General features: G+C 56.0%; 42 protein-coding genes and 1 pseudogene. 37 read left to right on the top strand and 6 right to left on the bottom strand.

What is annotated here, in order from left to right; translation table 11 throughout:
* Positions 1 to 171: 171 nt before the first annotated feature.
* The 3 genes from AB5Y84_RS03960 to gpsA are packed head-to-tail and all read left to right on the top strand — an operon-like array spanning position 172 to position 2,131.
* Positions 172 to 603 carry a rhodanese-like domain-containing protein gene (locus tag AB5Y84_RS03960; RefSeq protein WP_005340640.1) on the top strand — a complete coding sequence of 144 codons (432 nt, stop codon included), beginning with the start codon at positions 172 to 174 and terminating at the stop codon, positions 601 to 603.
* A 50-nt stretch (positions 604 to 653) separates the two neighbouring features.
* The gene (gene secB, locus AB5Y84_RS03955) at positions 654 to 1,124 is read left to right on the top strand and encodes a protein-export chaperone SecB (RefSeq protein ID WP_005340639.1); all 471 of its coding nucleotides are present in this window, start codon (positions 654 to 656) and stop codon (positions 1,122 to 1,124) included.
* A gap of 2 nt (positions 1,125 to 1,126) precedes the next feature.
* Positions 1,127 to 2,131 (top strand): NAD(P)H-dependent glycerol-3-phosphate dehydrogenase, encoded by a 1,005-nt coding sequence (gene gpsA / locus AB5Y84_RS03950; RefSeq protein ID WP_368176419.1) that lies wholly within the window; start codon positions 1,127 to 1,129, stop codon positions 2,129 to 2,131.
* A 69-nt stretch (positions 2,132 to 2,200) separates the two neighbouring features.
* Here gpsA and nfuA read toward each other — a convergent pair whose 3' ends face one another.
* Both nfuA and AB5Y84_RS03940 read right to left on the bottom strand, forming a co-directional pair.
* A complete protein-coding gene (nfuA, locus tag AB5Y84_RS03945; RefSeq protein WP_005340636.1) occupies positions 2,201 to 2,779 on the bottom strand; it encodes a Fe-S biogenesis protein NfuA in 579 nt (192 codons plus the stop codon).
* Positions 2,780 to 2,859: 80 nt separating this feature from the next.
* Positions 2,860 to 3,588: a ComF family protein gene (locus tag AB5Y84_RS03940; protein ID WP_368176418.1), complete on the bottom strand. Its 729-nt coding sequence runs from the start codon at positions 3,586 to 3,588 to the stop codon at positions 2,860 to 2,862.
* A gap of 38 nt (positions 3,589 to 3,626) precedes the next feature.
* On the opposite strand from AB5Y84_RS03940, the gene bioH reads away from it, so the two are divergent.
* The 4 genes from bioH (at position 3,627) to AB5Y84_RS03920 (ending at position 5,829) form a co-directional block, all read left to right on the top strand.
* Complete coding sequence (bioH, locus tag AB5Y84_RS03935) at positions 3,627 to 4,391, top strand: pimeloyl-ACP methyl ester esterase BioH (RefSeq protein ID WP_368176417.1); 765 nt, start codon at positions 3,627 to 3,629, stop codon at positions 4,389 to 4,391.
* A 71-nt stretch (positions 4,392 to 4,462) separates the two neighbouring features.
* A complete protein-coding gene (locus tag AB5Y84_RS03930) occupies positions 4,463 to 4,696 on the top strand; it encodes a flagellar basal body rod C-terminal domain-containing protein (protein ID WP_005340632.1) in 234 nt (77 codons plus the stop codon).
* 1 nt (position 4,697) lies between these two features.
* On the top strand, positions 4,698 to 5,465 hold the full coding sequence (locus AB5Y84_RS03925) for a putative metalloprotease CJM1_0395 family protein (protein ID WP_368176416.1): 768 nt from the start codon (positions 4,698 to 4,700) through the stop codon (positions 5,463 to 5,465).
* An 85-nt stretch (positions 5,466 to 5,550) separates the two neighbouring features.
* The gene (locus tag AB5Y84_RS03920; RefSeq protein ID WP_005355353.1) at positions 5,551 to 5,829 is read left to right on the top strand and encodes a hypothetical protein; all 279 of its coding nucleotides are present in this window, start codon (positions 5,551 to 5,553) and stop codon (positions 5,827 to 5,829) included.
* Positions 5,830 to 5,899: 70 nt separating this feature from the next.
* Here AB5Y84_RS03920 and AB5Y84_RS03915 read toward each other — a convergent pair whose 3' ends face one another.
* A complete protein-coding gene (locus AB5Y84_RS03915; RefSeq protein WP_368176415.1) occupies positions 5,900 to 8,209 on the bottom strand; it encodes a Tex family protein in 2,310 nt (769 codons plus the stop codon).
* Positions 8,210 to 8,410: 201 nt separating this feature from the next.
* A complete protein-coding gene (gene greB / locus AB5Y84_RS03910) occupies positions 8,411 to 8,884 on the bottom strand; it encodes a transcription elongation factor GreB (protein ID WP_042081654.1) in 474 nt (157 codons plus the stop codon).
* A gap of 248 nt (positions 8,885 to 9,132) precedes the next feature.
* On the opposite strand from greB, the gene ompR reads away from it, so the two are divergent.
* The gene (ompR, locus tag AB5Y84_RS03905; RefSeq protein WP_005340625.1) at positions 9,133 to 9,855 is read left to right on the top strand and encodes a two-component system response regulator OmpR; all 723 of its coding nucleotides are present in this window, start codon (positions 9,133 to 9,135) and stop codon (positions 9,853 to 9,855) included.
* Complete coding sequence (gene envZ / locus AB5Y84_RS03900) at positions 9,852 to 11,162, top strand: two-component system sensor histidine kinase EnvZ (protein WP_368176414.1); 1,311 nt, start codon at positions 9,852 to 9,854, stop codon at positions 11,160 to 11,162. Before ompR ends, envZ begins: the two co-directional genes overlap by 4 nt.
* A 37-nt stretch (positions 11,163 to 11,199) precedes the next feature.
* Here envZ and AB5Y84_RS03895 read toward each other — a convergent pair whose 3' ends face one another.
* On the bottom strand, positions 11,200 to 12,114 hold the full coding sequence (locus AB5Y84_RS03895) for a DMT family transporter (RefSeq protein WP_368176413.1): 915 nt from the start codon (positions 12,112 to 12,114) through the stop codon (positions 11,200 to 11,202).
* Positions 12,115 to 12,470: 356 nt separating this feature from the next.
* Between AB5Y84_RS03895 and rpsJ the strand changes: the two genes are divergently transcribed.
* The 28 genes from rpsJ (at position 12,471) to rplQ (ending at position 26,094) form a co-directional block, all read left to right on the top strand.
* Positions 12,471 to 12,782, top strand: coding sequence for a 30S ribosomal protein S10 (rpsJ, locus tag AB5Y84_RS03890; protein ID WP_005307944.1), 312 nt, complete (start codon positions 12,471 to 12,473; stop codon positions 12,780 to 12,782).
* A gap of 22 nt (positions 12,783 to 12,804) precedes the next feature.
* Complete coding sequence (gene rplC, locus AB5Y84_RS03885) at positions 12,805 to 13,437, top strand: 50S ribosomal protein L3 (protein ID WP_005340620.1); 633 nt, start codon at positions 12,805 to 12,807, stop codon at positions 13,435 to 13,437.
* Positions 13,438 to 13,454: 17 nt separating this feature from the next.
* A complete protein-coding gene (rplD, locus tag AB5Y84_RS03880; RefSeq protein ID WP_005340616.1) occupies positions 13,455 to 14,060 on the top strand; it encodes a 50S ribosomal protein L4 in 606 nt (201 codons plus the stop codon).
* Positions 14,060 to 14,359, top strand: a complete 300-nt coding sequence (gene rplW / locus AB5Y84_RS03875) for a 50S ribosomal protein L23 (RefSeq protein WP_342690021.1) — start codon at positions 14,060 to 14,062, stop codon at positions 14,357 to 14,359. The genes rplD and rplW overlap by 1 nt, the downstream gene beginning before the upstream one ends.
* Positions 14,360 to 14,374: 15 nt before the next feature.
* Positions 14,375 to 15,196, top strand: coding sequence for a 50S ribosomal protein L2 (rplB, locus tag AB5Y84_RS03870; RefSeq protein WP_005340614.1), 822 nt, complete (start codon positions 14,375 to 14,377; stop codon positions 15,194 to 15,196).
* 22 nt (positions 15,197 to 15,218) lie between these two features.
* The gene (gene rpsS, locus AB5Y84_RS03865; protein WP_005307960.1) at positions 15,219 to 15,497 is read left to right on the top strand and encodes a 30S ribosomal protein S19; all 279 of its coding nucleotides are present in this window, start codon (positions 15,219 to 15,221) and stop codon (positions 15,495 to 15,497) included.
* Positions 15,498 to 15,507: 10 nt separating this feature from the next.
* Complete coding sequence (rplV, locus tag AB5Y84_RS03860; protein WP_005319741.1) at positions 15,508 to 15,852, top strand: 50S ribosomal protein L22; 345 nt, start codon at positions 15,508 to 15,510, stop codon at positions 15,850 to 15,852.
* Between the two features lie 3 nt (positions 15,853 to 15,855).
* On the top strand, positions 15,856 to 16,569 hold the full coding sequence (rpsC, locus tag AB5Y84_RS03855; RefSeq protein WP_005307962.1) for a 30S ribosomal protein S3: 714 nt from the start codon (positions 15,856 to 15,858) through the stop codon (positions 16,567 to 16,569).
* Between the two features lie 13 nt (positions 16,570 to 16,582).
* Positions 16,583 to 16,996 carry a 50S ribosomal protein L16 gene (rplP, locus tag AB5Y84_RS03850; protein WP_005340612.1) on the top strand — a complete coding sequence of 138 codons (414 nt, stop codon included), beginning with the start codon at positions 16,583 to 16,585 and terminating at the stop codon, positions 16,994 to 16,996.
* Positions 16,996 to 17,187: a 50S ribosomal protein L29 gene (rpmC, locus tag AB5Y84_RS03845; RefSeq protein ID WP_005307965.1), complete on the top strand. Its 192-nt coding sequence runs from the start codon at positions 16,996 to 16,998 to the stop codon at positions 17,185 to 17,187. The genes rplP and rpmC overlap by 1 nt, the downstream gene beginning before the upstream one ends.
* Positions 17,187 to 17,435, top strand: coding sequence for a 30S ribosomal protein S17 (gene rpsQ / locus AB5Y84_RS03840; protein WP_005307966.1), 249 nt, complete (start codon positions 17,187 to 17,189; stop codon positions 17,433 to 17,435). Before rpmC ends, rpsQ begins: the two co-directional genes overlap by 1 nt.
* Positions 17,436 to 17,582: 147 nt before the next feature.
* Positions 17,583 to 17,951 carry a 50S ribosomal protein L14 gene (gene rplN, locus AB5Y84_RS03835; protein ID WP_368176412.1) on the top strand — a complete coding sequence of 123 codons (369 nt, stop codon included), beginning with the start codon at positions 17,583 to 17,585 and terminating at the stop codon, positions 17,949 to 17,951.
* Positions 17,952 to 17,962: 11 nt separating this feature from the next.
* Positions 17,963 to 18,280, top strand: coding sequence for a 50S ribosomal protein L24 (rplX, locus tag AB5Y84_RS03830; protein ID WP_005307977.1), 318 nt, complete (start codon positions 17,963 to 17,965; stop codon positions 18,278 to 18,280).
* Between the two features lie 13 nt (positions 18,281 to 18,293).
* Positions 18,294 to 18,833 carry a 50S ribosomal protein L5 gene (rplE, locus tag AB5Y84_RS03825; RefSeq protein ID WP_005331162.1) on the top strand — a complete coding sequence of 180 codons (540 nt, stop codon included), beginning with the start codon at positions 18,294 to 18,296 and terminating at the stop codon, positions 18,831 to 18,833.
* 10 nt (positions 18,834 to 18,843) lie between these two features.
* Positions 18,844 to 19,149, top strand: a complete 306-nt coding sequence (gene rpsN, locus AB5Y84_RS03820) for a 30S ribosomal protein S14 (protein ID WP_005340609.1) — start codon at positions 18,844 to 18,846, stop codon at positions 19,147 to 19,149.
* Positions 19,150 to 19,170: 21 nt separating this feature from the next.
* Positions 19,171 to 19,563 carry a 30S ribosomal protein S8 gene (gene rpsH, locus AB5Y84_RS03815; protein WP_005307980.1) on the top strand — a complete coding sequence of 131 codons (393 nt, stop codon included), beginning with the start codon at positions 19,171 to 19,173 and terminating at the stop codon, positions 19,561 to 19,563.
* 13 nt (positions 19,564 to 19,576) lie between these two features.
* Complete coding sequence (gene rplF, locus AB5Y84_RS03810) at positions 19,577 to 20,110, top strand: 50S ribosomal protein L6 (protein WP_005340607.1); 534 nt, start codon at positions 19,577 to 19,579, stop codon at positions 20,108 to 20,110.
* 9 nt (positions 20,111 to 20,119) lie between these two features.
* On the top strand, positions 20,120 to 20,473 hold the full coding sequence (rplR, locus tag AB5Y84_RS03805; protein WP_005340606.1) for a 50S ribosomal protein L18: 354 nt from the start codon (positions 20,120 to 20,122) through the stop codon (positions 20,471 to 20,473).
* Between the two features lie 14 nt (positions 20,474 to 20,487).
* Positions 20,488 to 20,988, top strand: a complete 501-nt coding sequence (gene rpsE / locus AB5Y84_RS03800; protein WP_005340605.1) for a 30S ribosomal protein S5 — start codon at positions 20,488 to 20,490, stop codon at positions 20,986 to 20,988.
* A gap of 6 nt (positions 20,989 to 20,994) precedes the next feature.
* Positions 20,995 to 21,174, top strand: a complete 180-nt coding sequence (gene rpmD, locus AB5Y84_RS03795) for a 50S ribosomal protein L30 (protein ID WP_005307985.1) — start codon at positions 20,995 to 20,997, stop codon at positions 21,172 to 21,174.
* Between the two features lie 2 nt (positions 21,175 to 21,176).
* Complete coding sequence (gene rplO / locus AB5Y84_RS03790) at positions 21,177 to 21,614, top strand: 50S ribosomal protein L15 (RefSeq protein ID WP_005340604.1); 438 nt, start codon at positions 21,177 to 21,179, stop codon at positions 21,612 to 21,614.
* 8 nt (positions 21,615 to 21,622) lie between these two features.
* Positions 21,623 to 22,951: a preprotein translocase subunit SecY gene (gene secY / locus AB5Y84_RS03785; protein ID WP_005340602.1), complete on the top strand. Its 1,329-nt coding sequence runs from the start codon at positions 21,623 to 21,625 to the stop codon at positions 22,949 to 22,951.
* Between the two features lie 27 nt (positions 22,952 to 22,978).
* The gene (gene rpmJ, locus AB5Y84_RS03780) at positions 22,979 to 23,092 is read left to right on the top strand and encodes a 50S ribosomal protein L36 (RefSeq protein WP_005319705.1); all 114 of its coding nucleotides are present in this window, start codon (positions 22,979 to 22,981) and stop codon (positions 23,090 to 23,092) included.
* 139 nt (positions 23,093 to 23,231) lie between these two features.
* A complete protein-coding gene (gene rpsM, locus AB5Y84_RS03775) occupies positions 23,232 to 23,588 on the top strand; it encodes a 30S ribosomal protein S13 (protein ID WP_005307991.1) in 357 nt (118 codons plus the stop codon).
* Positions 23,589 to 23,602: 14 nt separating this feature from the next.
* Positions 23,603 to 23,992, top strand: a complete 390-nt coding sequence (gene rpsK, locus AB5Y84_RS03770; protein WP_005307993.1) for a 30S ribosomal protein S11 — start codon at positions 23,603 to 23,605, stop codon at positions 23,990 to 23,992.
* A 39-nt stretch (positions 23,993 to 24,031) separates the two neighbouring features.
* Positions 24,032 to 24,652, top strand: coding sequence for a 30S ribosomal protein S4 (gene rpsD, locus AB5Y84_RS03765; protein WP_005340600.1), 621 nt, complete (start codon positions 24,032 to 24,034; stop codon positions 24,650 to 24,652).
* 25 nt (positions 24,653 to 24,677) lie between these two features.
* Positions 24,678 to 25,667: a DNA-directed RNA polymerase subunit alpha gene (gene rpoA / locus AB5Y84_RS03760; RefSeq protein WP_005307997.1), complete on the top strand. Its 990-nt coding sequence runs from the start codon at positions 24,678 to 24,680 to the stop codon at positions 25,665 to 25,667.
* 43 nt (positions 25,668 to 25,710) lie between these two features.
* The gene (gene rplQ, locus AB5Y84_RS03755) at positions 25,711 to 26,094 is read left to right on the top strand and encodes a 50S ribosomal protein L17 (RefSeq protein WP_005307999.1); all 384 of its coding nucleotides are present in this window, start codon (positions 25,711 to 25,713) and stop codon (positions 26,092 to 26,094) included.
* 250 nt (positions 26,095 to 26,344) lie between these two features.
* Here the strand turns inward: rplQ and AB5Y84_RS03750 are convergent.
* Positions 26,345 to 26,437 (bottom strand): annotated as a pseudogene (locus AB5Y84_RS03750) (gamma carbonic anhydrase family protein); the annotation flags it as partial.
* Positions 26,438 to 26,664: the final 227 nt, after the last annotated feature.

Below are 26,664 nucleotides of genomic sequence, written 5' to 3'. Positions count from 1 at the left end.
TCACCTGATAGCCAAGGGGTGCTCCTGCGGCCCCGCAAGCCATGCCTTTCCTGCCATGCTCGCAGCCCAATGATGATGGGAGCCTGCTCGCGCTTTGCCGCCAAGATGGCTGATCTTATCAATACCCCCATGTATACTCGGGCCCTTGTCTTGGTCCCTGGATAGTAGAAGATGCAAGAGTATTTGGATTTTGCGGCCCGTAACCCGCTGCTGACCGCAGCCTGGTTGGGTCTGGCTGGCACCCTGGTTTACACCACTGTGCGTGCCCGTTTGTCCCCGGTAAAAACCGTCAACAATCACACCGCGACCCTGCTGATCAACCGCGAGAATGCCACCGTGGTGGATATTCGCAGTCAGGAAGAGTACGCCAAGGGCCATCTGGCCGGTGCCCAGCACCTGCCGCTGACCCAGATCCAGAGCAATAATCTGGGCCCGGTTGAAAAGCATAAAGATGCCCCCATCATAGTGGTGTGCGAGTCGGGAATGACTGCGGGCGGCGCGGGCCGTCAGCTGAGCAAAGCTGGCTTCAAGCAGGTTTATGTGCTCGGCGGTGGCATGGCCCAATGGCGTGCAGAAAATCTGCCGGTAACCAAGAAACGCTGATTTAAGCAGGGCCTGAGCCCACTTATCCATATAACAAGGAATCAAACGAAATGGCTGACGAGATCAACAACCAGGAAGTACAACCGGAATTCCACATCCAGCGTGTTTACACCAAGGATGTCTCTTTCGAAGCGCCGAACACCCCGCACATCTTCCAGAAAGAGTGGCAACCGGACGTCAAGCTGGATATGGATACCAAGACCAACATCCTGGCTGAGAACGTGTACGAGGTTGTCCTGACCCTGACCGTAACCTGCAAACTGGAAACCGAAACTGCCTTCCTGTGCGAAGTACAGCAAGCCGGTATCTTCACCATCGGTAACCTGCCGGAGCCGCAACTGGCTCACTGCCTGGCTGCCTTCTGCCCGAACATCCTGTTCCCATATGCCCGCGAAGCCGTGGCCAACATGGTGAGCAAGGGTTCCTTCCCGCAGCTGAACCTGGCACCGGTCAACTTCGATGCCCTGTTTGCCCAGCACATGGCGCAAGCACAGGCCCAGCAGGCGACTGCGGAAGCCTGATAATGGCTGACCAGATCGCTATCTCGGTCTTGGGGGCGGGGTCTTATGGCTCCGCCCTTGCCATTTCTCTGGCGCGCAACGGTCATCCGACCCTGCTGTGGGGTCACGACCCTGCTCATGTCGCCGAGCTGGAACAAGACCGCTGCAACAAGGCATTTTTGCCTGATGTCCCTTTTCCCGCCGATCTGCAGCTGACTGCGGATCTGCAACGTGCGGTACAAGCTGCCCCCGTGCTGCTGCTAGTCGTGCCAAGCCATGTATTTGGCGATGTGCTGACCCGGATCAAACCCTTCCTGCGCCCCGATACCCGTATCGCCTGGGCCACCAAGGGTCTGGAGCCGGACAGTGGCCGTCTGCTGCAGGATGTGGCCCGTGAAGTGCTGGGTGACGAGATACCGCTGGCGGTGATCTCCGGTCCCACCTTCGCCAAGGAGCTGGCTGCCGGTCTGCCGACCGCCATCTCGGTCGCTTCGACTCACGACGAGTTCGCCGACGATCTCTCCCATCTGCTGCACTGTGGCCGCTCGTTCCGGGTCTATACCAATCCGGATTTCGTCGGTCTGCAGCTGGGTGGGGCGGTGAAGAACGTCATCGCCATCGGTGCCGGTCTCTCCGACGGGCTCGGGTTTGGCGCCAATGCCAGAACCGCGCTCATCACCCGGGGTCTGGTGGAGATGCAGCGTCTGGGTGCGGCGCTGGGTGCCGATGCCAAAACCTTTATGGGGATGGCGGGGCTCGGGGATCTGGTGCTCACATGTACCGACAACCAGTCGCGCAACCGTCGCTTCGGGCTGGCCCTCGGGGCTGGCAAGGATGTGAACACCGCCATGACCGAGATCGGTCAGGTGGTGGAGGGGCATCGCAACACCAAAGAGGTGCATCTGCTGGCGGCCCGCTGCGGCGTCGAGATGCCCATCTGCGAGCAGATCTTCAAGGTGCTCTACGAGGGTAAGAACCCGAAAGAGGCGGCCATCGCCCTGCTGTCGCGAGACAAGAAGGACGAGTAATCTGCCGATTGCCCATGCAAAAGGCCCCGCCAGATGGCGGGGCCTTTTCTTTGCTGCAAGGGCTGCAAATCAGTAGTAGGAGTGGTCGCCGCGCTGGTGCTCGGTGGCATCTTTCACACCGTTGAGCTCACCCGGGAATTTCTCCAGCAGCTGTTTCTCGATCCCCTCTTTCAGGGTGTAATCGACCATGGAGCAACCGTTGCAACCGCCGCCAAACTGCAGGATGGCCAGTTTGTCTTCAGTCAGCTCGACCAGGGTGACTTTGCCACCGTGACCGGCCAGCATGGGGTTCACTTCGGACATCAACACGTACTCGATGCGCTCGATCAACGGCGCGTCATCGGCCACTTTACGCATCTTGGCGTTCGGTGCTTTCAGGGTGAGCTGGGAGCCCATCTGATCGGTCACGAAGTCGATGGTGGCATCCACCAGGAAGGGGGCGCTCAGGGGATCAACCATGCAGTCGAAGCCACTGAAGGGCAGGTGTTGATCTTCCGGGTCCACGGCATCGGGCGGGCAATAAGATACGCCACACTCGGCATTCTGGGTTCCCGGATTGACCACAAACACCCGGATATTGGTGCCATCAGGCTGTTTTTCCAGCAGTTTACGGAAATGGGCCTGGGCGGCGTCGGAAATGCTGATCATCACTATCCTCATAAACCTGAGTGTACGACTAGGGTATTCATGATAACGCGGTTATTAATGCTTGGGTAGCATGCCGATGGCTACTTGCTGTGCCGCAGGGTACGACAGATTGCCCACACTTCCACCTTTGTGATGCCGCTCTCATGGAGCAAACGGCTGAGCTGACCGGCGGTGGCGCCTGTGGTCACGACGTCATCGAGCAGGGCGACATGGCGATAGTGGTGGGGGCGGATCCGGAATGCCCCGCGCAGATTGCGCCGCCGCTGCCCGGCGCTCAGGGTTGTTTGTTGCGGGGTCGCCTTGATGCGCTGCAGCAGGGTGTTGTCGCAGGGAATGCAGGTGAACTCGCCAAGGGCTTGCGCGATCTCCTCCGCCTGATTGAACCCACGCCGCCACTGCCGCCACCAGTGAAGGGGAACCGGAATGATCGCTTCTGGCGGATTGCTGCCATCCAGATGATCGGCCAAGAGGCGTGCCAGTAGCGGCGCCAGCAGGATCTGGCCGGAATATTTGAGCCGGGGGATCAGCATGGGGTAGGGAGCCTGGTAGTCGCCAATCACCTGCAACCGATCCCAGGGGGGAGGTCTGCGCTGGCAGCGGCCGCAGACCGGTATGCTCTCTTCTATATAGTCAGTCAGCGGTGCGGCGCAGAGGCGGCATCTCGGCTGTGACTGGTGCAGCGCCTGCCGACACCAGCTGCAGAGCAGGGGCTCGTTGTCGCAAGGTTGATGACAGAGGAGGCAACTCCCTTGCCAGTCACCGTGGCTGCCGAGCAGCGGGCTTGCTTTAGCGAGCAGTCGCTTTAACATGCTGACCCCAAGAGCATGAACAGGGATCTTGAGTCTAGATGAGCATATCGGTAGAGCAGTTTGGCCAGGGGCCCGATCTGGTGTTGTTGCACGGTTGGGGGATGAATGGTGCGGTCTGGCATGGCATTGCCCAACAGTTGGCGCCCCACTATCGGGTTCATCTGGTGGATTTGCCCGGTTTTGGCAACAGCCTGCTGGCAGACGAGGTGGATTACAGCCTGCCCTGGCTTGCCGAGCAGGTGGTCGCCATCTTGCCGCAGAAGTGTCATCTGCTTGGCTGGTCGCTCGGCGGTCTGGTGGCAAGCCAGTTGGCGCTGACGCATCCCGAGCGGCTGCACTCCTTGATCACCGTGGCCAGCTCCCCCTGTTTCATGGCCCGTGATGAGTGGCCGGGGATCGCCCCCAAGATTCTGACCGGCTTCAACCAGATGCTGGCGGGGGATTTTCGCCAGACCATAGAGCGCTTTCTGGCGATCCAGGCGATGGGCAGCGAACATGCCCGGGATGATATCCGTCAGTTGCGCCACTGGCTGGCCGAGCGGCCAGCGCCCGAGTTTGCCGCACTCGAGGCTGGACTGACGCTGTTGGCCGAGATTGATCTGCGCGAACCGCTTCAGGAGCTCGATCTGCCCTGGTTGCGGATCTATGGCCGACTGGATTCATTGGTGCCCAAGGCGGCTATTCCCCTGCTGGATGGTCTCTACCCTGCCAGCCGTAGCGTGACCCTCAGTAAGGCCTCACACGCACCTTTTATCTCCTATCCTGACGAATTCATTGAAATCGTTCGAGATTTTGTTGGCTAAAAAACAGCCTGCAAGCTTCATTAATCCTCTGGTCTGGCGGATAATTAAGCTGTGACCAGAGGAGTAACACCATGCGTATTGATTCTGCTTTCAACAGCGGGGTACAGGGATTTCAGCGAGCCGAGCAGATTGCCGACAAGGCATCCAATCAGATCGCCCGCCTCAACACCCCCAGCGGGGATCAGGTGCAAGTGACCGATGAGCTTGTCAATCTCAAGGTGGCCGAGCAGCAGGCTGGCGCTTCAGCCAAGGTAGTGCAGACCGCCAGCGATATGATGGGAACCCTGATCGACATCCGGGTGTGAGATGAACATCAATGTCAGTCTGCCTCCCCTTATCCCGACACAGCTGCAACCCCAAGTGGAAGCGGCGAGGACGGATAATCGCCGGGCAGAACTGATCCCGCAGGCCCGGGCGGGCCAAGCCTCCGTTGCCGAATCTGAAGTCGGCTCCCAGAAAGAGAAATCCAAAGCCGGTCAGGCCTCCAGCAATCAGACCTCCCAGAACAGCCGTGAAACCGGGCAATTAGCCCCGACGACACTGCCAGATAATCGCTTTGTCGAGGCCACCGGTGAGGATGGGCAGCGCAAGCAGCAAGATCCCAAACAGCAGGAGCAGCAACAGCGGCAAGAGCAGCAGGTTCAGGATCTTGTCGAGCGTGACAAGGAGGTGCGCACTCACGAGCAGGCGCACCAGTCTGCGGGTGGAGAGTACGCCAGCTCGCCCACCTATCAGTTTACGCAAGGGCCGGATGGCAAGCGTTATGCGACGGGTGGCGAAGTCCAGATCGATACCAGTGTCGTACCCGGTGACCCTGCCGCTACCATCGCCAAGATGCAGCAGATCCGCTCTGCAGCGCTGGCGCCTGCCGAGCCTTCTGCGCAGGATTTGGCCGTCGCGCGCAGCGCCGCCGCGAGTGAAACCAAGGCACGCAAAGAGCTGATGGCCGAGCAGAGCGCGAAATCGGGCGGTGTGCTGAGTGCCTATATGGACAAGCGCAACAGCGTCATCGCTGGCCACTATCGACAGGCTGTCAGCCCGGCCTCGACCCAGTCCCTCAGTCTGCATATCTGAGTCACCCTCGCCAAACTTTCAGCTGCTTTGCCTGTTTTGCAACTAACCTGAAGATCAGGTCCATTCCAATTTCACAGGAGCTGTCATGCATTTCGATGAAGTCAAAGCGGAAGATTTCACCACCTTCTCCCGTGTACCGCCCCCCCACCTGCAGATGGAGCAGTTTCTGATGCAGCTCGGAGGAGGGGGAACTGAAGGAACCAGTTTCAAGAAGAAAGTGATGCTGGCGGCAGGCTGGAGCCACACCGGCGTCGTCTCTTACGGCAAGTATCCGCAAGAGGCCTGCAAGGCATTCAACCGACTGCGGGAGGTGCTGGCCCAGCATGGAGAGCCCGAGAGCATTCTTGCTGCCCTGACGCAGTGATCCTGAGCTTCGCGTGTAAAAAAGCCCCTTGCGGGGCTTTTTGCATTTAGAGGCGTTCCGAAAGGTGTCGTTACTTTTTCGCTTTGGAGAGCGCTGCCGCGAAGGCGTTGCCCATGGCACCACCCATTGGGGCGCTTTGGCGCGGCTCATTTCTTGGTTTGGCGTTGCCGGCACTGCTGTTGCGCGCTTCAGCCGGCTTGCGGGCGGGCTGCCCTGCCTTTTCGTCGAGGCGCATGGTCAGGCTGATCCGCTTGCGCGGGGCATCCACCTCCAGCACTTTGACCCGCACAATGTCGCCCGCCTTGACCACCTCACGGGGATCCTTGACGAAACGGTCGGTCAGGGAGGAGATGTGCACCAGACCGTCCTGATGAACACCGATATCGACGAAGGCGCCGAAGTTGGTGACGTTGGTGACCACCCCCTCCAGCACCATCTCGGGCACCAGGTCGCTGATCTGCTCCACCCCTTCCTTGAAGGTCGCGGTTTTGAACTCAGGGCGCGGGTCGCGGCCCGGCTTGTCCAGCTCGCCGATGATGTCGGTGACGGTGGGCACACCGAATTGCTCATCGGTGTAATCGGCCGGTTTCAGGCTGCGCAGCATGCTGCTGTTGCCGAGCAGGCTCTCCACTGTCTGCTCCAGCTTGGCGAGGATCCGCTCCACCACCGGATAGGACTCCGGGTGCACCGCCGAGCTGTCGAGGGGATTGCTGCCGCCGCGAATGCGCAGGAAGCCGGCGCACTGTTCGAAGGCTTTGGGGCCAAGTCGGCTCACTTTCAGCAACTGCTGACGGCTCTTGAATGCGCCGTGCTCATCCCGGTAGGCGACAATGTTCTGGGCCAGCGTCTGGGAGAGGCCGGAAACCCGGTTGAGCAGGGCGACCGAGGCGGTGTTCACATCGACCCCGACCGCGTTCACGCAATCCTCAACCACCGCATCCAGCCGGCGGGCCAGCTGGCTCTGGCCGACGTCGTGCTGATACTGGCCGACCCCGATACTCTTGGGGTCGATCTTGACCAGCTCGGCCAGCGGGTCTTGCAGGCGGCGGGCGATGGAGACTGCGCCACGGATCGAGACGTCGAGATCCGGGAACTCCTGGGAGGCGAGTTCGGAGGCGGAGTAGACCGAGGCTCCCGCTTCGCTTACCACTATCTTCTGCGCCTTGGCTGCGGGGTAGCGCTCGAACAGGTCGCTGACCAGGCGGTCGGTCTCCCGCGAAGCGGTACCGTTGCCGATGCTGATGAGCTCGACCTTGTGTTTCTGGCACAACTCGCTCAGGGTCTTGAGGCTCTGATCAATCTGGCGTTTTGGTTCGAACGGATAGATGGTTGCGTGATCGACTAGCTTGCCGGTGGCATCCACCACGGCAACCTTGATCCCGGTGCGGATGCCCGGGTCCAGCCCCATGGTGCAGCGCATGCCGGCCGGGGCCGCCATCAGCAGATCTTTGAGGTTCATGGCGAACACTTTGATCGCCTCCTCCTCTGCCGATTCGCGGATACGGCCGATCAGCTCGGTCTCCATCTGAAGCGACAACTTGATCTTCCAGGTCCAGCTCACCACCCCCTGCAGCCATTTGTCGGCCGGGCGGTTCTGCAGATTGAGCTTGAGGTGGTGGGCAATGATCCCTTCGCAGGGGCTGGCACTCTCGTCGTCACTGGTGACCAGCGCCAGATTGAGGATCCCTTCATTGCGGCCGCGCAACATGGCCAGCACCCGGTGGGAGGGGGCCTTGTGCAGCGGTTCGTCGTGTTCGAAGTAATCCTTGAACTTTGCCCCTTCCTGCTCCTTGCCTGCCACCACGCGGGCGCGCAGGGTGGCGTTCTGCCACAGGTAGTCGCGCAGCTTCTCCAGCAGGTCGGCCTGCTCGGCGAAGCGCTCCATCAGGATATAGCGGGCGCCGTCGAGGGCTGCTTTGCTGTCGGCAATGCCCTGTTCGGGATTGAGGAAGGCGGCCGCCGCTTGCTCGGGATCCTGCATCGGGTCGCTGAGCAGCTGGTTGGCAAGCGGCTCCAGCCCGGCTTCGATCGCCATCTGTCCCTTGGTGCGGCGCTTGGGCTTGTAGGGGAGGTAGAGATCTTCCAGCCGGGTCTTGCTGTCGGCGCCATTCAATTCGCGCATCAGCTCGGGGGTCAGTTTGCCCTGCTCTTCGATGGAGCGAATGATCACCTGACGGCGATCTTCCAGTTCACGCAGATAGCCGAGGCGGCTCTCCAGAGTACGTAGTTGGCTGTCGTCCAGACCGCCGGTCACCTCTTTACGGTAACGGGCGATAAAAGGCACGGTCGAGCCTTCATCCAGCAGGCGCACTGCGGCCTGCACCTGCTCCGGGCGAGCATTGAGCTCACCGGCAATCTGTCTCTCTATGGTTTGCATCATGATGTTGTTGAGGGCCTCTGTGGTCGAGTCCGCGCCATCAGGCGCCAAGTGTGAGCACTATATGGGGTCGTGTTGCGGGATGCCACCCTGCGCCGGGGTCTGCACCAGTCAGACTGATAAGTCGCAGGGGAGAGCGTTTATCTTGCCATTGCACCTGTGATTCAGGATGTGCCTGTGGCAAGCAGCTCACCAGTAGTCCGGCTATTTGGGGTAGCTGATCTCGTTGATATACCAGCAGACGTCACCAACTGGCGTACGGACGATGGCTTCATCACCGACCTCTTTCTTGAGCAGGGCGCGGGCCATGGGGGAGTCGATGGAGATGTAATCCTTGCGCTCGAAGATCTCGTCATAGCCGACGATGCGAAAGCGCTTGGTCTCGCCCTCATCGTTTTCCACCTCGACCCAGGCGCCGAAGAAGACCTTGCCCTCCTGCGCGGGGGCATAGTCGACGATCCCCAGCTCTTCGAGGCACTTGCGCAGGTAACGCACCCGCCGATCGATCTCCCGCAGCCGCTTCTTGTTGTACTGGTAGTCGGCATTTTCGCTGCGATCCCCCAGACTGGCGGCCCATGCCACCTTCTTGGTGACCTCGGGGCGCTCCTGGCGCCAGAGGAAATCGAGCTCTTCTTTCAGCTTGTTGTAGCCTTCGCGGGTGATCAGCTTTGTCTTCATGGTGATGCGGACCTGTCAAAGAGGGGTATTCATCGCTAACTGCTCGGGAATATTAGCTTTTGTCCTCTTGCTGTCGAGGGAAATCGTGATGGCTCGGCTGGCGCCATTCAGGGAGTCGCTGGCCAGCGCATTGACTTGATGGCCGTCACGCTCTCGGGACGGGTAATAACCGGTAACATATTTGTGCTTTGCTCCCGCTATATCCCCCCCTAGTATTGGGGGCAGCTAAAGAATGAAGAGGCAAAGCAATGAGTCAGCAGCAATACAAGGTCCTGGTCGTGGACGATGACCTGAAATTACGTTCCCTGTTGGAACGCTATCTCACCGAGCAGGGATTCGTAGTGCGCGGCGTGGCCAATGGCGAGCAGGCCGATCGCTTGCTGACTCGTGAAAATTTCAGCCTGATGGTGCTCGACCTGATGTTGCCGGGGGAAGATGGGCTCTCCATCTGCCGCCGCCTGCGGGAAGCTGGCAACCAGATCCCGGTGCTGATGCTCACCGCCAAGGGAGATGAAGTGGATCGCATCGTCGGGCTCGAGATGGGGGCTGATGACTATCTGCCCAAGCCGTTTAACCCCCGCGAACTGCTGGCGCGGATCCGTGCCGTGCTGCGCCGCCATACCGTCGAGCTGCCGGGGGCTCCCTCTGCTGCAGAAAAGGTGGTCAACTTCGGAGCTTTTCAACTCAATCTCGCGACCCGCGAGCTGAGTCGGGATGGCGAGCCGATGGCGCTCACCAGCGGTGAATTTGCGGTGCTCAAGGTGCTGGTCAGCCATCCGCGCGAGCCGCTCTCCCGCGACAAGCTGATGAATCTGGCCCGTGGCCGTGAATACACCGCCACCGAGCGCAGCATCGACGTGCAGGTCTCTCGCCTGCGCCGCCTGCTGGAACAGGATCCGGCCCAGCCCCGCTACCTGCAGACCGTCTGGGGTCTGGGGTATGTGTTCGTGCCAGATGGTGACGGTGCATGAAAAAGGTCGGCAGCATGTTTTCACGCATGCTCTGGTTTCTGGCCGCCGTTCTGGTGGTCTATCAAGCAGTCTCCTACGTCACCTTCTATAACTATCTGCTGGCGCCAACCGTCAAGCAGATCAGTCACTTGCTGGCCAATCAGGTCAAGCTGATCTTTCCGGTCAACACTGAACAACTGGCGCTGAGTGAAGATGCCGAGGCGCTGGTCTATGTGACGACCGGTACCGACATCTATACCCAGAGCGAGGCGGTGCAGCATGGCTTCAACGATGCCAAGCCGTACCTCTATCTGGAGGAGAACATCAGTCGCGAGCTGGGTGGCCCGGCCAAGGTACGGGTCGAGATCCAGGATCACTACATCATCTGGATCCAGCCGCCCCAGGCCAGCAAAATCTGGGTGCGGATCCCGCTGACCGAGATTGAAGATGACGATATCGAACCCCTCATCATCTATCTGAGCGTGCTGCTGGTGATCACCCTGTTTGCGGCCTGGCGCTTTGCCCGGCAGCTGGTGCGCCCGCTCGAGGATCTCGAGGCTGGTGCAGTTGCGGTGGCCAGAGGCCATTTCCCCGAGGCGCTGGGGGAGCTGGGATCACGGGAAGTAAGGCGACTGACCCGCACCTTCAACCACATGTCGCACTCCATCAAGAGCCTGATCGAAGAGCGTAACCTGATGATGGCGGGGGTTTCCCACGATCTGCGCACTCCGCTGACCCGCATCCGGCTGGCGACCGAGATGATGTCCTCTGGTGACGAGTACCTCAAGGAGAGCATCAACGCCGATATCGATGAGTCCAATGCCATCATCGATCAGTTCATCGATTACATCCGTCCGGATGAAGGCCAGGATCTGGAGCCGATCGACCTGACCCAGCTGGTGCACGATACCTTGCTGATCTACTCGGAGCAGGGATTGGAAGTTGATCTGGCGCTGCCGCAAGAGGCGGTGCGGGTGGCCTGCAATCCGGTCAGTATCCGGCGGGTGTTGAACAACCTCTCAAGCAACTCGCAGCGTTATGGGGCGAGCCGTTTGCATGCCGAGCTGAAGGACGATGGGCACTGGGTGCGCTTGCGCCTCTCCGATGATGGCCCCGGCATTCCGGAGCAGGACTATTCCCGGGTGCTCAAGCCGTTTACTCAGGGGAATGTGGCGCGGACCGTCGGCGGCAGTGGGCTGGGGTTGGCCATCGTGGCCAAGATAGTCGCCCAGCACCATGGCACTATCCGGTTGGGAAGCTCGGATCTCGGCGGCTTGTTGGTCGAGATGCGGCTGCCGAAACATCAGCCACAGGAGTGGATGGATTGAGAGAAGGGCGTATCTGTGGATACGCCCTTCTGCATGGTCAGCTCTTGGTTTCGACTGATGCTCGATAGCGTTTGCCGTACTTGAGCTGCTGGATCAACAGGGCGGCAACGATGAGCGCCAACCCGATGGGGGTGGCTGGATGGATGGCTTCGCCGATCAGCAGATTGAGCAGCACCAGTGAGGCAAACGGCGAGATGAAAATGAGGTTGCTGATGGGGGCCGTGTTGGTGGCATGGCGCAGCGCCATCAGCCAGAGCACGAAACCGAAGCCCATTTCGAACAGTCCCACATAGATGGCACCAGCCCATCCCTGCCAGGCGGTCATGGCAAAATCGGAGAGCAACCAGGTTGCAACGACGATAAAAGGCAGGCTGATCATAAAGCCGAGCAACAGGCTGACAATGGGATCGCCCTGATTGCGGGTGTTGAGGATCCAGTAGCTGGCCCAGATGAGGGTCGAGACCAGCGCCAGCGTCACGCCGAGGGGGCTGTCGAACTGGAGGCCAAATACATCCCCTCTGGTGGCGATCACCAGCGCGCCAAAATACCCCAGCACGATAGCGACGCCATCGCGCCGACGCAGCTTCTGGCCGAGGAAGGGGACGGCCAGCAGAGTGAGGGTAATGGCCCAGGTGTAGTTGAGGGTCTGTGCCTGCTGGGCAGGCAACAGGTCATAGGCCTTGAATAGCAACAGGTAATAGAGAAAGGGATTCAGCACGCCCAGAGTCAGGTAGTAGAAAGGGCGGGCCTTGATGTAGCTCCCCAGCAGCGACAGTTTGCCCTGTTTGGCGACGATGGCTATCAGCGTGAGAGTCGAGGTGAAGGCGGCCACAAGCAACAGTTGCACAGGTTCGAAATAGGCGAGGGAGATCTTGAAGGCTGTGGCGACCGTCGACCAGAGGGCAACGGCGCAAAGGCCATACTGATAGGCTTTCTTTTGATCTTTGAGCATGGGATGTCGTTCCACTGACAGAGGCAAGCACACAGTCTACCAGTCTGCTTGTAACATTGTCGTTACCTGGGTATTGGCAGCAGAGTGTGTTGCCGCAGGCGAGATCCATCTGTCACATAAAACTGCGCATAATCTGTTCGCTCTCCCTTGCGCAAATTTGAAAAATCCGTATAATCCCCTCCGCTTACCCATGAGGTAAGCCAGACGATATGTCTGCTGCTGAGTTTCCTGTTTACAGGAGCCAGCCATACAGTCCTCCCGATATGGGGGGAAACGTGAAAAATCACACCTCTGGCGGGAGAAATCTCGGTCGGGCGGTGTTGATTTATGTTCTTTTATCTATTGGAGCTCTGTCAATGCAGAACCAAAGAATCCGTATCCGCCTGAAGGCTTTTGATCATCGCCTGATTGATCAATCCACTGCGGAAATCGTTGAAACTGCTAAGCGCACTGGCGCGCAGGTTCGCGGTCCTATTCCGCTGCCGACTCGCAAAGAGCGCTTCACCGTCCTGATCTCCCCGCACGTCAACAAAGATGCGCGTGATCAGTACGAGATCCGCACTCACAAGCGTCTGGTAGACATCGTTGAGCCGACTGACAAGACCGTAGACGCCCTGATGCGTCTGGATCTGGCAGCTGGTGTAGACGTCCAGATCAGCCTGGGTTAATTACGGAAAGAGGTTGATAACAATGACAATCGGTCTTGTAGGTCGCAAAGTGGGTATGACTCGCATCTTCACTGAAGATGGCGTTTCTATCCCGGTGACTGTTATCGAAGTTGAAGCTAACCGTGTAACTCAGGTCAAATCTGTAGAAACCGACGGCTACAACGCTATTCAGGTTACCACTGGCGCCAAAAAAGCCAGCCGTGTGACCAAGCCGGAAGCTGGCCACTTCGCCAAAGCTGGTGTAGAAGCCGGTCGCGGTCTGTGGGAATTCCGCCTGAACAACGGTGAAACTTTCACTGTTGGTAGCGAGCTGAAAGTAGATCTTCTCGCTGACGTTAAGCTGGTAGACGTTACCGGCACATCCAAAGGTAAGGGCTTTGCTGGTACTGTTAAGCGCCACAACTTCCGCACCCAGGATATGACCCACGGTAACTCCTTGTCTCACCGCGTTCCGGGTTCTATCGGTCAGAACCAGACTCCGGGTCGTGTATTCAAGGGCAAAAAGATGGCTGGTCACATGGGTGCTGAGCGTGTAACGACTCAGAACCTGGAACTGGTTCGTGTTGACGCTGAACGCAACCTGCTGCTCATCAAAGGTGCAGTACCGGGTGCAACCAACGGCAACGTGATCGTCAAACCTGCCGTCAAAGCGTAACGTCTGAGGAGATAGTAATGGAATTGGTAATGAAAGACGCCAAGAGCGCTCTTGAAGTTTCCGAGACTACCTTCGGGCGCGAATTCAACGAAGCTCTGGTTCACCAGGTCGTCGTTGCATATGCCGCTGGTGCCCGTCAGGGTACTCGTGCGCAGCTGACTCGCTCTGAAGTGTCTGGTGGCGGCAAAAAGCCGTGGCGTCAGAAGGGTACTGGTCGTGCCCGTGCTGGCTCCATCCGTTCGCCCATCTGGCGTTCCGGTGGTGTGACTTTTGCTGCTAAGCCGCAAGATCACAGCCAGAAAGTAAACAAGAAGATGTACCGCGGCGCTATCCGTAGCATTCTGTCCGAGCTGGTACGTCAAGAGCGCCTGATCGTTGTTGAGAAGTTCGGCATCGAAGCTCCGAAGACCAAAGAACTGATCGCCAAGCTGAAAGAAATGGAACTGACTGACGTTCTGATCGTGACTGCTGAAGTCGATGAGAACCTGTTCCTGGCTGCTCGCAACCTGTACAAAGTTGACGTGCGTGACGTTGCCGGTATCGACCCGGTCAGCCTGATCGCTTTCGACAAGGTTCTGATGACTGCTGACGCAGTTAAGCAAATCGAGGAGATGCTGGCATGATCCGTGAAGAGCGTCTGCTGAAAGTTCTGAAGGCTCCGCACATCTCTGAAAAGAGCACCATGGTTGCAGAAAAGCAGAACACTATCGTGTTCAAAGTTGCTGTTGATGCTACCAAGGCGGAAGTCAAAGCTGCAGTTGCGAAACTGTTCGAGGTCGAAGTTGAGACCGTCCGTACCCTGAACATGAAGGGTAAGACCAAGCGCGCAGGTGCACGCGTAGGCCGTCGTTCCGATTGGAAAAAGGCTTATGTGACCCTGAAAGCTGGTCAGGACATCGACTTCATGGGCGCAGCCGAGTAAGAGGAGTTCTCAAAAATGGCAATCGTTAAGTGCAAGCCTACTTCTCCGGGCCGCCGCCACGTCGTCAAGATCGTCAATCAAGAGCTGTACAAGGGCAAGCCCTTCGCCGCTCTGCTGGACAGCAAAAGCAAGTCCGGTGGTCGTAACAACAACGGCCGTATCACTACCCGTCATATCGGTGGTGGTCACAAGCAGCACTACCGTATCGTCGACTTCAAGCGCGACAAAGACGGTATCCCGGCTAAAGTAGAGCGCCTGGAATACGATCCGAACCGTACCGCTAACATCGCTCTGGTGTTGTATGCAGACGGTGAGCGTCGTTACATCCTGGCTCCGAAAGGCCTGAAAGCTGGTGACGCGATCGCTTCTGGTGCTGATGCAGCCATCAAGGTAGGTAACGCCCTGCCGATGCGCAACATCCCGGTTGGTTCTACCGTTCACGCTGTAGAGATGAAGCCTGGTAAAGGTGCCCAGCTGGCTCGTTCCGCTGGTACTTTCATCCAGATCCTGGCTCGTGAAGGTAACTATGTAACTCTGCGTCTGCGTTCCGGCGAAGTACGTAAAGTTCTGGCCGAGTGCCGCGCTACCATCGGTGAAGTCGGTAACTCCGAGCACATGTTGCGTCAACTGGGTAAAGCCGGTGCAAACCGCTGGCGTGGTATTCGTCCGACCGTTCGCGGTATGGCGATGAACCCGGTTGACCACCCGCACGGTGGTGGTGAGGGTCGTAACAAGGGCATGCAGCCTGTGTCCCCATGGGGCCAGAAGGCTAAAGGCTTCAAGACCCGTAAGAACAAGCGTACCGACAAGTACATCGTACGTCGTCGTAACAAGTAATTGTTAACATAGAGGAATCACCATGCCACGTTCTCTCAAGAAGGGTCCATTTATTGACCTGCACTTGCTGAAGAAGGTAGAGAAAGCGGTGGAAAGCGGGGATAAAAAGCCGGTTAAAACCTGGTCCCGTCGTTCAATGATCATCCCGAACATGATCGGTTTGACCATCGCTGTCCATAATGGTCGTCAGCACGTTCCGGTTTTCGTTACCGAAGAAATGATCGGTCACAAACTGGGTGAATTCGCACCGACTCGTACTTATCGCGGCCATGCTGCTGATAAGAAGGCTAAGAAGCGCTAAGGGATAAATGATGGAAGCTATCGCTAAACACCGTTATGCCCGTACTTCTGCCCAGAAAGCTCGTCTGGTAGCCGATCAAGTACGTGGTCTGTCCGTAGACAAGGCTCTGAACATCCTGACCTTCAGCCCGAAAAAGGCTGCAGTGCTGGTTAAGAAAGTGCTGGAATCTGCCATTGCAAACGCTGAGCACAACGAAGGCGCCGATATCGACGCGCTGCGTGTTGCTACTATCATGGTCGACGAAGGTCCCTCCATGAAGCGCATCCGTCCGCGTGCCAAAGGTCGTGCGGATCGTATCCTCAAGCGTACCGCTCACATCACTGTAGTGGTATCCGACGCTAAGGCTGGGAGATAAGCAATGGGTCAGAAAGTACATCCTAATGGCATTCGCCTGGGTATTACCAAGCCTTGGAATTCTACCTGGTTCGCGAACACCAAAGACTTCGCTGACAACCTGTACAGCGATTTTCAAGTACGCCAGTTCCTGACCAAGGAACTGAAAAACGCGTCCTTGTCCAAGATCACCATTGAGCGTCCGGCCAAGAGCATCCGTGTGACCATTCACACCGCTCGTCCGGGTGTTGTAATCGGTAAGAAAGGCGAAGACGTTGAGAAGCTGCGCAAAGCTGTAGCCACTATTGCTGGCGTGCCTGCTCAGATCAACATTTCCGAAGTCCGCAAGCCGGAGCTGGATGGCAAACTCGTTGCCGACAGCATCACTTCCCAGCTGGAGCGTCGTGTAATGTTCCGTCGTGCTATGAAGCGCGCCGTACAGAACGCAATGCGCCTGGGTGCCAAGGGCATCAAAGTGGAAGTTTCCGGTCGTCTGGGCGGCGCTGAAATCGCGCGTACCGAATGGTACCGTGAAGGTCGTGTGCCGTTGCACACCCTGCGTGCCGACATCGACTACGCAACTTCTGAAGCCCACACCACTTACGGTGTGATCGGCGTTAAAGTTTGGATCTTCAAGGGTGAAGTTCTGGGCGGTCTGGCTGCTGTTAACGCTGCCGCTGCTCAAGAGCAAGCTCCTGCAAAGCCCAAGCGTGACAACAAGCGCCGCGCTGCTAAGTAAGGAGATTCGGTAAATGTTGCAACCTAAGCGTACTAAATTCCGCAAGACCCACAAGGGTCGTAACCGCGGTCTGGCCACCTCTGGTAACGAAGTATCCTTCGGTACCTTTGGCCTGAAGGCGACATCCCGTGGTCAACTGACTGCTCGTCAAATCGAAGCAGCCCGTCGTGCCATGACCCGTCACGTTAAGCGTCAAGGTAAGATCTGGATCCGTGTGTTCCCGGACAAGCCCATCACCGAAAAGCCCCTCGAAGTTCGTATGGGTAAAGGTAAGGGTAACGTGGAATACTGGGTTTGCCCGATCCAGCCTGGCAAGGTTCTGTACGAGATGGACGGTGTACCTGAGGCTCTGGCGCGTGAAGCGTTTGCCCTGGCCGCAGCTAAGCTGTCTGTTCAGACCACTTTCGTAATTAAGACGGTGATGTGATGAAAGCCCAAGATCTGCGTCAAAAGAGCGTCGAAGAACTGAACCAGGAGCTGCTGGGCCTGCTGCGTGAGCAATTCAACATGCGCATGCAAGCGTCCACCGGCCAGCTGGCTCAGACTCACACTCTGAAACAAGTGCGTCGTGACGTCGCACGTATCAAGACTGTACTGACTGAGAAGGCAGGTGCGTAATGACTGACAAGATCCGTACTCTGCAAGGTCGTGTAATCAGCGACAAGATGGACAAGTCCATCACTGTTGCTATCGAGCGCAAGGTAAAGCACCCGATCTACGGTAAGATCATCAAGCGCACTACCAAGCTGCACGTGCATGACGAAAACAACGAGTGCAAAGCTGGCGACCTCGTGGAAATCCGCGAATGCCGCCCGCTGTCCAAGACCAAGTCCTGGACCCTGGTTGCCGTTGTAGAAAAGGCCTAATCGGTACTTTGTAGTCCAAGCGGCCCCTTTCAGGGGCCGTTTGTTTTTTAGGCTACCTTTTCTGAAAATCCTGTGTTATAGTTTCGCGCCTTTTGAAGGCAGCCAGATCCCATTAGGGATAAGAAGTAAACAAAGCGGAGCACTAAGATGATCCAGATGCAAAGTATGCTGGGTGTTGCCGACAACTCCGGCGCTCGCAGTGTAATGTGTATTAAGGTTCTGGGTGGCTCGCACCGCCGTTACGCCGGCATCGGCGACATCATCAAGGTTTCCATCAAGGAAGCCATTCCTCGCGGTAAAGTGAAGAAAGGTGATGTGTATAACGCGGTGGTCGTACGCACCCGTAAAGGCGTTCGTCGTGCGGACGGCTCTGTCATCCGTTTCGACAACAATGCGGCTGTGTTGCTTAACAACAACCAACAGCCAATCGGTACTCGTATTTTTGGCCCGGTGACCCGTGAACTGCGTAATGAGAAGTTCATGAAGATTGTGTCCCTGGCACCCGAAGTACTGTAAGGAGTCGAACGATGGCAGCTAAAATCCGTCGCGAAGACGAAGTGATTGTTCTTACCGGCAAAGACAAGGGCAAGCGTGGCAAAGTCACTCAAGTCCTGATTGCAAAAGGTAAGGTAATCGTGGAAGGCATCAACCAGGTGAAGAAACACCAGAAGCCGGTACCCGCACTGGGTCAGGCTGGCGGTATCGTCACCAAAGAAGCCCCCATCGATGTATCAAACGTAGCGCTGTTCAACTCTGCCACTGGCAAAGCTGACCGCGTTGGTTTCCGGATTGAAGACGGCAAAAAAGTCCGTTTCTTCAAATCCACCGGCGAACTTGTGAAGTAATTGGAGTTTAACGATGGCGAAACTGCATGATTACTACAAATCCGATGTAGTAAATGAACTGTCCAAGCAGTTCGGTTACAAGACTATCATGCAAGTCCCTCGGATCGAGAAAATCACCCTGAACATGGGTGTTGGTGAAGCGATCTCTGACAAGAAATTGCTGGAAAATGCTGCTGCCGATATGGCTGCCATTTCCGGTCAGAAGCCGCTGATCACCAAAGCTCGCAAATCTGTTGCGGGCTTCAAGATTCGTGAAGGCTACCCGATAGGTTGTAAAGTAACCCTGCGTGGCGAGCGTATGTGGGAGTTCCTGGAACGGCTGATCTGCATCTCCGTACCGCGTATCCGTGACTTCCGTGGCCTGAACGCTAAAGCGTTCGACGGTCGTGGTAACTACTCCATGGGCGTGCGTGAGCAGATCATCTTCCCGGAAATCGACTATGACAAAGTCGATCGCGTCCGTGGTCTGGATATCACCATCACCACTTCCGCGAATACCGATGAAGAAGGCCGTGCTCTGCTGGCTGCCTTTAACTTCCCATTCCGCAAGTAAGGTTAGGGTTATGGCTAAAACATCCATGAAAGCGCGCGAAGCAAAGCGTGCCAAGCTGGTAGCCAAGTACGCGACCAAGCGTGCCGAGCTGAAAGCTATCATCGTTGACATGAACGCTTCTGAAGAAGCGCGTTGGGATGCTGTACTGCAACTGCAACAGCTGCCCCGTGATTCCAGTCCGTCCCGCCAGCGTAACCGTTGCAATATTACTGGTCGTCCGCACGGTTTCCTGCGCAAGTTTGGCCTGTCTCGCATCAAGGTGCGTGAGCATGCCATGAAGGGCGAAATTCCGGGCCTGAAGAAGGCTTCTTGGTAACGAATCTCGGGAGTTAGACTTATGAGCATGCAAGATCCGATCGCGGATATGCTGACCCGCATCCGTAACGGTCAGGCGGCGAGCAAAGTTGCGGTTTCCATGCCTTCTTCCAAGCTGAAAGTGGCTATCGCCAAAGTGCTGAAAGAAGAAGGTTACATCGCTGGCTACTCCGTAGCTGGTGACGTGAAGCCGGAACTGGAAATTGAACTGAAATATTTCCAGGGCAAGCCAGTTGTAGAACTGATCCAACGCGTAAGCCGTCCAGGCCTGCGTATTTACAAGCGCACTACTGATCTGCCGAAAGTTATGGGCGGTCTCGGTGTTGCTATCGTGTCCACGTCTAAAGGTGTGATGACTGACCGTGCTGCTCGCAAAGCAAGCATGGGCGGTGAGATCATCTGCTACGTCGCTTAATAGGAGGTAGGAAATGTCTCGTGTTGCTAAGGCACCCGTCACTATTCCTGCTGGCGTAGAGGTGACTCTGAACGGCCAGGAACTGACCATCAAAGGTGGTAAAGGTTCTCTGGTTCGCTCTATTCACGCCGGTGTAGAAGTGACCAAAGAAGACAATGTACTGAAGTTCGCCCCGCGCGGCAGCATCGCTGGTGCTGACGCTCAGGCCGGTACTGCCCGTGCATTGGTCAACAACATGGTAATCGGTGTTACCCAAGGCTTCGAGCGCAAGCTGCAGCTGGTTGGTGTAGGTTATAAAGCCTCCATCAAGGGCAATGCTGTTGCGCTGGCTCTGGGCTTCTCTCACCCGGTAGAGCATGCGCTGCCGGCTGGTGTGACCGCTGAGTGCCCGACTGCCACAGAAATCGTTCTGCGTGGCGTCGACAAGCAGCTGGTTGGCCAAGTCGCCGCCGATATCCGTGCTTACCGCGCTCCGGAGCCCTACAAGGGCAAGGGTGTACGCTATGCCAACGAGCAAGTGCGTACTAAAGAAGCTAAGAAGAAGTAAGGTAACACTATGGACAAGAAAGCAGCTCGTCTCCGTCGTGCTACTCGTGCTCGGAAAAAGATGCAGGAACTGGGAGCTACCCGTCTGGTTGTTCACCGTACCCCGCGTCATATCTATGCGCAGGTTATTGCAGCCAACGGTTCCGAAGTTCTGGCCTCTGCTTCCACAGTAGAGAAAGCCATCAGTGAAGCTCTGAAATACACCGGTAACGCAGATGCTGCTACCGCTGTAGGTAAGGCTATCGCTGAGCGTGCTATTGCCAAAGGCGTTCAGAACGTATCTTTCGATCGTTCCGGTTTCAAGTATCACGGTCGCATCGCTGCCCTGGCAGCTGCCGCACGTGACGCTGGTCTTCAGTTCTAAGCTAGGAGTCGAAGATGGCTAAAGTCGAATCTCAAGCCGGCGAACTGCAAGAAAAGCTCATTGCAGTAAACCGTGTTTCGAAAACTGTTAAAGGTGGTCGTATCATGTCCTTCACCGCGTTGACCGTGGTGGGTGATGGTAACGGCCGTGTAGGTTACGGTTACGGTAAAGCCCGTGAAGTTCCGGCTGCTATTCAAAAAGCAATGGAACAGGCTAAGCGTAACCTGAACAAGGTTGAGCTGAACAACGGCACTCTGCACCACCCGGTGCGTGGTGTTCACTCTGGCTCCACCGTGTTCATGAAGCCGGCCTCCCAAGGTACTGGTATCATTGCAGGCGGCGCCATGCGTGCTGTTCTGGAAGTTGCCGGTATCCACAACGTGCTGGCCAAGACCTACGGTTCCACCAACCCAATCAACGTTGTTCGCGCTACTGTAGACGCTCTGGTTCACGGTCAATCACCGGAACAGATCGCTGCCAAGCGTGGTCTGCGCGTTGAAGAAATTCTGGGGTAATGCGACATGGCTAACACTGTAAAAGTAACTCAAACTCGCAGCTCTATCGGCCGTCTGCCAAAGCACAAGGCGACTCTGCGTGGTCTGGGTCTGCGTCGCATTGGTCACACCGTTGAGCTGGAAGATACTCCTTGCGTACGCGGCATGATCAACCAGGTTTATTACATGGTTAAGGTGGAGGGCTAAGCATGCGTCTGAACACTCTGTCTCCGGCCGCTGGTTCCAAGCCTGAAAAACAACGTCGTGGTCGTGGTATCGGCTCCGGCCTGGGCAAGACTGGTGGTCGTGGTGTTAAAGGCCAAACCTCTCGTTCCGGTGGCGGTAAAGTCCGCAACGGTTTCGAAGGCGGCCAGATGCCTTTGAAAATCCGTCTGCCGAAGTTCGGTTTCTTCTCTCGCAAATCTTTGGTTTCTGCCGAAGTGCGTCTGAACGAAATCGCCCTGGTAGAAGGTGATGTGGTCGACCTGAGCACTCTGAAGCAAGCCGGTGTTGTTACTAAGAACATCGTGTTCGCTAAAGTTGTTCTGTCAGGCAACATTGACCGTGCTGTGACCGTTCGTGGTCTGTCCGTCACCAAAGGTGCACGCGCAGCCATCGAGGCCGCTGGCGGTAAAATCGAGGAATAATCAGTACAATGGCTAAGAAACCAGGATTGGATGTTAAAGCACAGGGTGGTCTGAGTGAACTGAAGAGCCGTCTGCTCTTCGTTCTCGGGGCGATTATCGTTTTCCGTGCAGGCTCTTATGTGCCGATTCCTGGTATTGACGCCGCCGTACTGGCCGAGTTGTTCCAGCAACAGAAGGGCACCATCATTGAGATGTTCAACATGTTCAGTGGTGGTGCACTCTCGCGTGCTTCTATTCTTGCGTTGGGGATCATGCCGTACATTTCGGCATCGATCATTATCCAGCTGCTGACAGTGGTTCACCCCGCTCTTGCTGAACTCAAGAAAGAAGGTGAATCCGGCCGTCGCAAGATTAGCCAATATACCCGTTGGGGCACGCTGGTTTTGGGAACTTTCCAGGCCATTGGTATTGCAACCGGTCTGCCGAATATGATGCATGGACTCGTGACTAATCCGGGTTTGGGCTTCTATTTCACAGCGGTTGTGAGTCTGGTCACCGGTACCATGTTTTTGATGTGGTTGGGTGAACAGATTACCGAGCGTGGGATTGGTAATGGTATCTCGTTGATTATTTTCACAGGTATCGTTGCTGGTCTGCCGCATGCCATTGGCGCTACGGCCGAACAGGCACGTCAAGGGGAATTGCACATCCTGCTGTTGTTGTTGCTGGGCTTGATTGTTTTCGCAGTGACTTACTTTGTGGTGTTCGTGGAGCGTGGTCAGCGTCGTATCGTCGTTAACTATGCCAAGCGTCAACAAGGCCGCCAGGTATTTGCCGCGCAAAGCACACATCTGCCGTTGAAAGTGAATATGGCTGGTGTGATTCCTGCGATTTTCGCATCCAGTATCATCCTTTTCCCAGGGACCATTACCTCTTGGTTTGGTCAGGGCGAGGGTAAAGTAGCTGATATCCTGCAACAGGTCTCTATGGTCCTGCAGCCGGGTCAACCTCTTTACGAGATGCTGTATGCAGCAGCCATTATCTTCTTCTGCTTCTTCTATACCGCGCTGGTGTTCAACCCCCGCGAGACAGCAGATAATCTGAAGAAGAGTGGAGCCTTTATCCCGGGGATTCGCCCGGGCGAGCAGACAGCACGTTACATCGATAAGGTTATGACTCGCCTGACATTGGCAGGTGCGCTCTATATAACCTTTATCTGTCTGGTACCCCAGTTCTTGATGACTGCCTGGAACGTACAGTTCTACTTCGGTGGCACTTCGCTGCTGATTATCGTGGTAGTTATCATGGACTTCATGGCTCAGGTACAAACCCATATGATGTCTCATCAATATGGCGACGTCCTGAGGAAGGCCAACCTGAAGGGCTACGGCCGCTAAAGGTCGGCGTAGTTACGGAGTTAAGCAATGAAAGTTCGTGCTTCCGTTAAGGCAATCTGCCGTAACTGCAAAATCATCAAGCGTCACGGTGTGGTGCGTGTGATTTGCAGCGAGCCAAAGCATAAACAGCGCCAAGGCTAATTTTTTACGGTTAGTACTTGCAACAAATAGTTGTGCTGGCTAATATAGCCAGCCAACTTTTGTTGTGTATTGGTTGACCGCCACGTATCCGCTCACGGGCTTTGTGGTGGTCGTAATCTACTATATGTAGGAGTGAATAGTGGCCCGTATCGCTGGCATTAACATTCCTGACCATAAGCATGCAGTCATCGCTTTGACTGCTATTTATGGCGTCGGTCGTACCCGCTCCAAGGCCATCTGTGCCGCAGCCGGTATCGCTGAGAATGTGAAAATTAAAGACCTGGACGAAGCTCAGATCGAGAGTCTGCGTGAACAAGTAGGTAAATTCACCGTTGAAGGTGACCTGCGTCGTCAGATTTCCATGAACATCAAGCGATTGATGGATCTGGGTTGCTACCGTGGTTTGCGTCACCGTCGTAGCCTGCCTGTTCGTGGTCAACGTACCAAGACCAACGCTCGTACCCGTAAGGGTCCGCGCAAGGCTATCAAGAAGTAACGGGAAGGTAGAAAATGGCTAAAACTCCGACTCGTGCTCGCAAGCGCGTTAAAAAGCAAGTGAGCGACGGTATTGCGCACGTTCATGCATCTTTCAACAACACAATCGTGACCATTACTGACCGTCAGGGCAATGCTCTGTCTTGGGCTACTTCTGGTGGTTCCGGTTTCCGTGGTTCTCGTAAGTCCACCCCGTTCGCTGCTCAGGTAGCTGCAGAGCGCGCTGGTGAGATGGCCAAAGAATATGGCGTCAAGAACCTGGAAGTCATGGTCAAAGGTCCGGGTCCCGGTCGTGAGTCTTCCATCCGCGCCCTGAACGCGGCTGGTTTCCGCATCACTAACATTACTGATGTGACTCCGATCCCGCACAACGGTTGTCGTCCTCCCAAGAAGCGCCGCGTATAACGCTGTAGCTACTTGGTCTAGGATTGTTGGAGAAAGAAGATGGCAAGATATATCGGTCCTAAGCTTAAGCTTAGCCGTCGTGAGGGCACCGACCTCTTCCTGAAGTCAGGTGTTCGTGCGATTGATTCTAAGTGCAAGATTGACACCGCCCCTGGTCAGCACGGTGCGCGTAAAGCGCGTCTGTCCGACTACGGTGTTCAGCTGCGCGAGAAACAAAAAGTTCGTCGTATCTACGGCGTATTGGAAAAACAGTTCCGCAACTACTACCGCGACGCTGCCCGTCAAAAGGGTAACACCGGTGAAAACCTGTTGCAGCTGCTGGAAGGTCGTTTGGACAACGTTGTTTACCGTATGGGCTTCGGCGCTACCCGTGCTGAATCTCGTCAGCTGGTGAGCCACAAGGCCATCATGGTAAACGGTCGCGTTGTGAACATTCCTTCTTTCCAGGTTTCCCCTGAGGACGTGATCTGCGTTCGTGAGAAGGCTAAGAAGCAAGCGCGTATCAAAGCTTCCCTAGAAGTTGCTGGTCAGCGTGAGAAGCCGACTTGGGTAGAGGTTGACGCCGCTAAAATGGAAGGTGCTTTCAAGCGTCTGCCAGAGCGTTCCGACCTGTCTGCCGACATTAACGAACAGCTGATCGTCGAGCTTTACTCCAAGTAAAGCTAGCTTCTAAAGAGAGGACACAATGCTGGGTTCTGTAACAGATTTTCTTAAACCGCGGCTAGTTGACATCGAGCAAGTTAGCCCGACTCATGCGAAAGTGACTCTTGAGCCACTCGAGCGTGGCTTTGGTCACACGCTGGGCAACGCCCTGCGTCGTATTTTGCTGTCATCTATGCCCGGTTGTGCAGTTACTGAAGTCGAAATTGACGGGGTACTGCATGAGTACAGCAGCAAAGAAGGTGTACAGGAAGACATTCTTGAAATCCTGCTCAACCTGAAAGGTATCGCTGTGAAGCTGGAAGGCAAGGACGAGGTAACTCTGTCCCTGACCAAGTCTGGAACAGGCCCCGTTACCGCTGGTGATATCACTCACGGTGATGAAGTCGAGATCGTAAACCCGGAGCACGTAATCTGCCACCTGACAGGTGCCAATGCTGAAATCAGCATGCGCCTGAAAGTTCAGCGCGGTCGTGGTTATGTGCCTGCTTCTGCTCGTGTTCACAACGATGATGAAGAGCGTCCTATTGGTCGCCTGCTGCTGGACTCCGCGTTCAGCCCCATCGTTCGTATTGCCTACAATGTTGAGGCAGCACGTGTGGAACAGCGTACCGACTTGGACAAGCTGGTCATCGACATGGAGACCAATGGTACCCTGGATCCTGAAGAAGCCATCCGTCGTTCTGCCACTATCTTGGCCGAGCAACTGGAAGCCTTCGTGGATCTGCGCGATGTCAGCGTGCCCGAGAAGAAAGAAGAGAAACCCGAGTTTGATCCGATTCTGCTACGTCCTGTCGATGATTTGGAGCTGACAGTTCGTTCTGCGAACTGTCTGAAGGCAGAAGCTATCCACTATATTGGTGATCTGGTACAGCGTACCGAAGTTGAGTTGCTTAAGACTCCTAACCTCGGTAAGAAGTCCCTGACTGAGATCAAGGACGTGTTGGCCTCCCGTGGTCTGTCTCTTGGCATGCGCCTTGAGAACTGGCCGCCCGCCAGCATCGCTGACGAGTAATCCAGATTACGGGTTTCACAGATTTAGTTAGAAGGATAAGGTCATGCGCCATCGTTTGAGTGGTCGTCAACTGAACCGGAACAGCAGCCATCGTCAGGCAATGTTCCGCAACATGGCCAGCTCCCTGGTTCGTCATGAGATCATCAAGACGACTCTGCCTAAGGCAAAAGAGCTGCGTCGTGTAGTTGAACCGCTGATCACCCTTGCCAAGACTGATAGCGTTGCTAATCGTCGCCTGGCATTTGCCCGTACTCGCGATAACGCGATCGTGGCTAAGCTGTTCAATGAACTGGGCCCGCGCTACCTGGAGCGCGCCGGCGGTTATACTCGCATTCTGAAATGCGGTTTCCGTGCAGGCGACAACGCCCCTATGGCTTATATTGAGCTGGTAGACCGCCCGGCCGCTGCTGAAGCAGCTGCTGAGTGATAAAGAAAAAGCCGGGCTTGTCCCGGCTTTTCTTTTAATGAATTCTGATACTGCCTCAACTGCCTCAACTGCCTCAACTGCCTCAACTGCCTCAACTGCCTCAACTGCCTCAACTGCCTCAACTGCCTCAACTGCCTCAACTGCCTCAACTCATTATTCAACTTCTTCTATATAGGAAGTAAGAGTTGTTCCTGAATTTGGCGACATAGTGAATTGTCTGCTCATTTCATTCGTACGTCGTCGGCTAGCCGATATCGCCCACCAGTGTTGCACAGGGGTCTACATACACCCGTTTGCCCAGTTGCGGGCATTTTCCCTTGTAGGGTCTCAGTCGCAAGTCCATCTTGGCCTCCTTGTTTTCGGCCATTCTAGCAATCTCGAACCGGTTTCTGTGGATAAGTTTGTATAAAAGCTGTGGTTGGATATGAATAACTAAAAAAGTGCCCTTTTTTGCAATTTTATTGCCGATAAGGGGTTGCCAGAAAGAATCTGTTCCCTATAATGCGCCTCCATCGACAGGGCAAGCGGCAACGCAGAAAGCCAAGTCGATAACCTCGAAAAGCCTTTGAA

The sequence above is a fragment of the Aeromonas sp. s11 genome (assembly GCF_040907945.1).
GTDB classification, from domain to species: domain Bacteria; phylum Pseudomonadota; class Gammaproteobacteria; order Enterobacterales; family Aeromonadaceae; genus Aeromonas; species Aeromonas veronii.
This window is presented reverse-complemented; position numbering and strand designations above follow the sequence as displayed.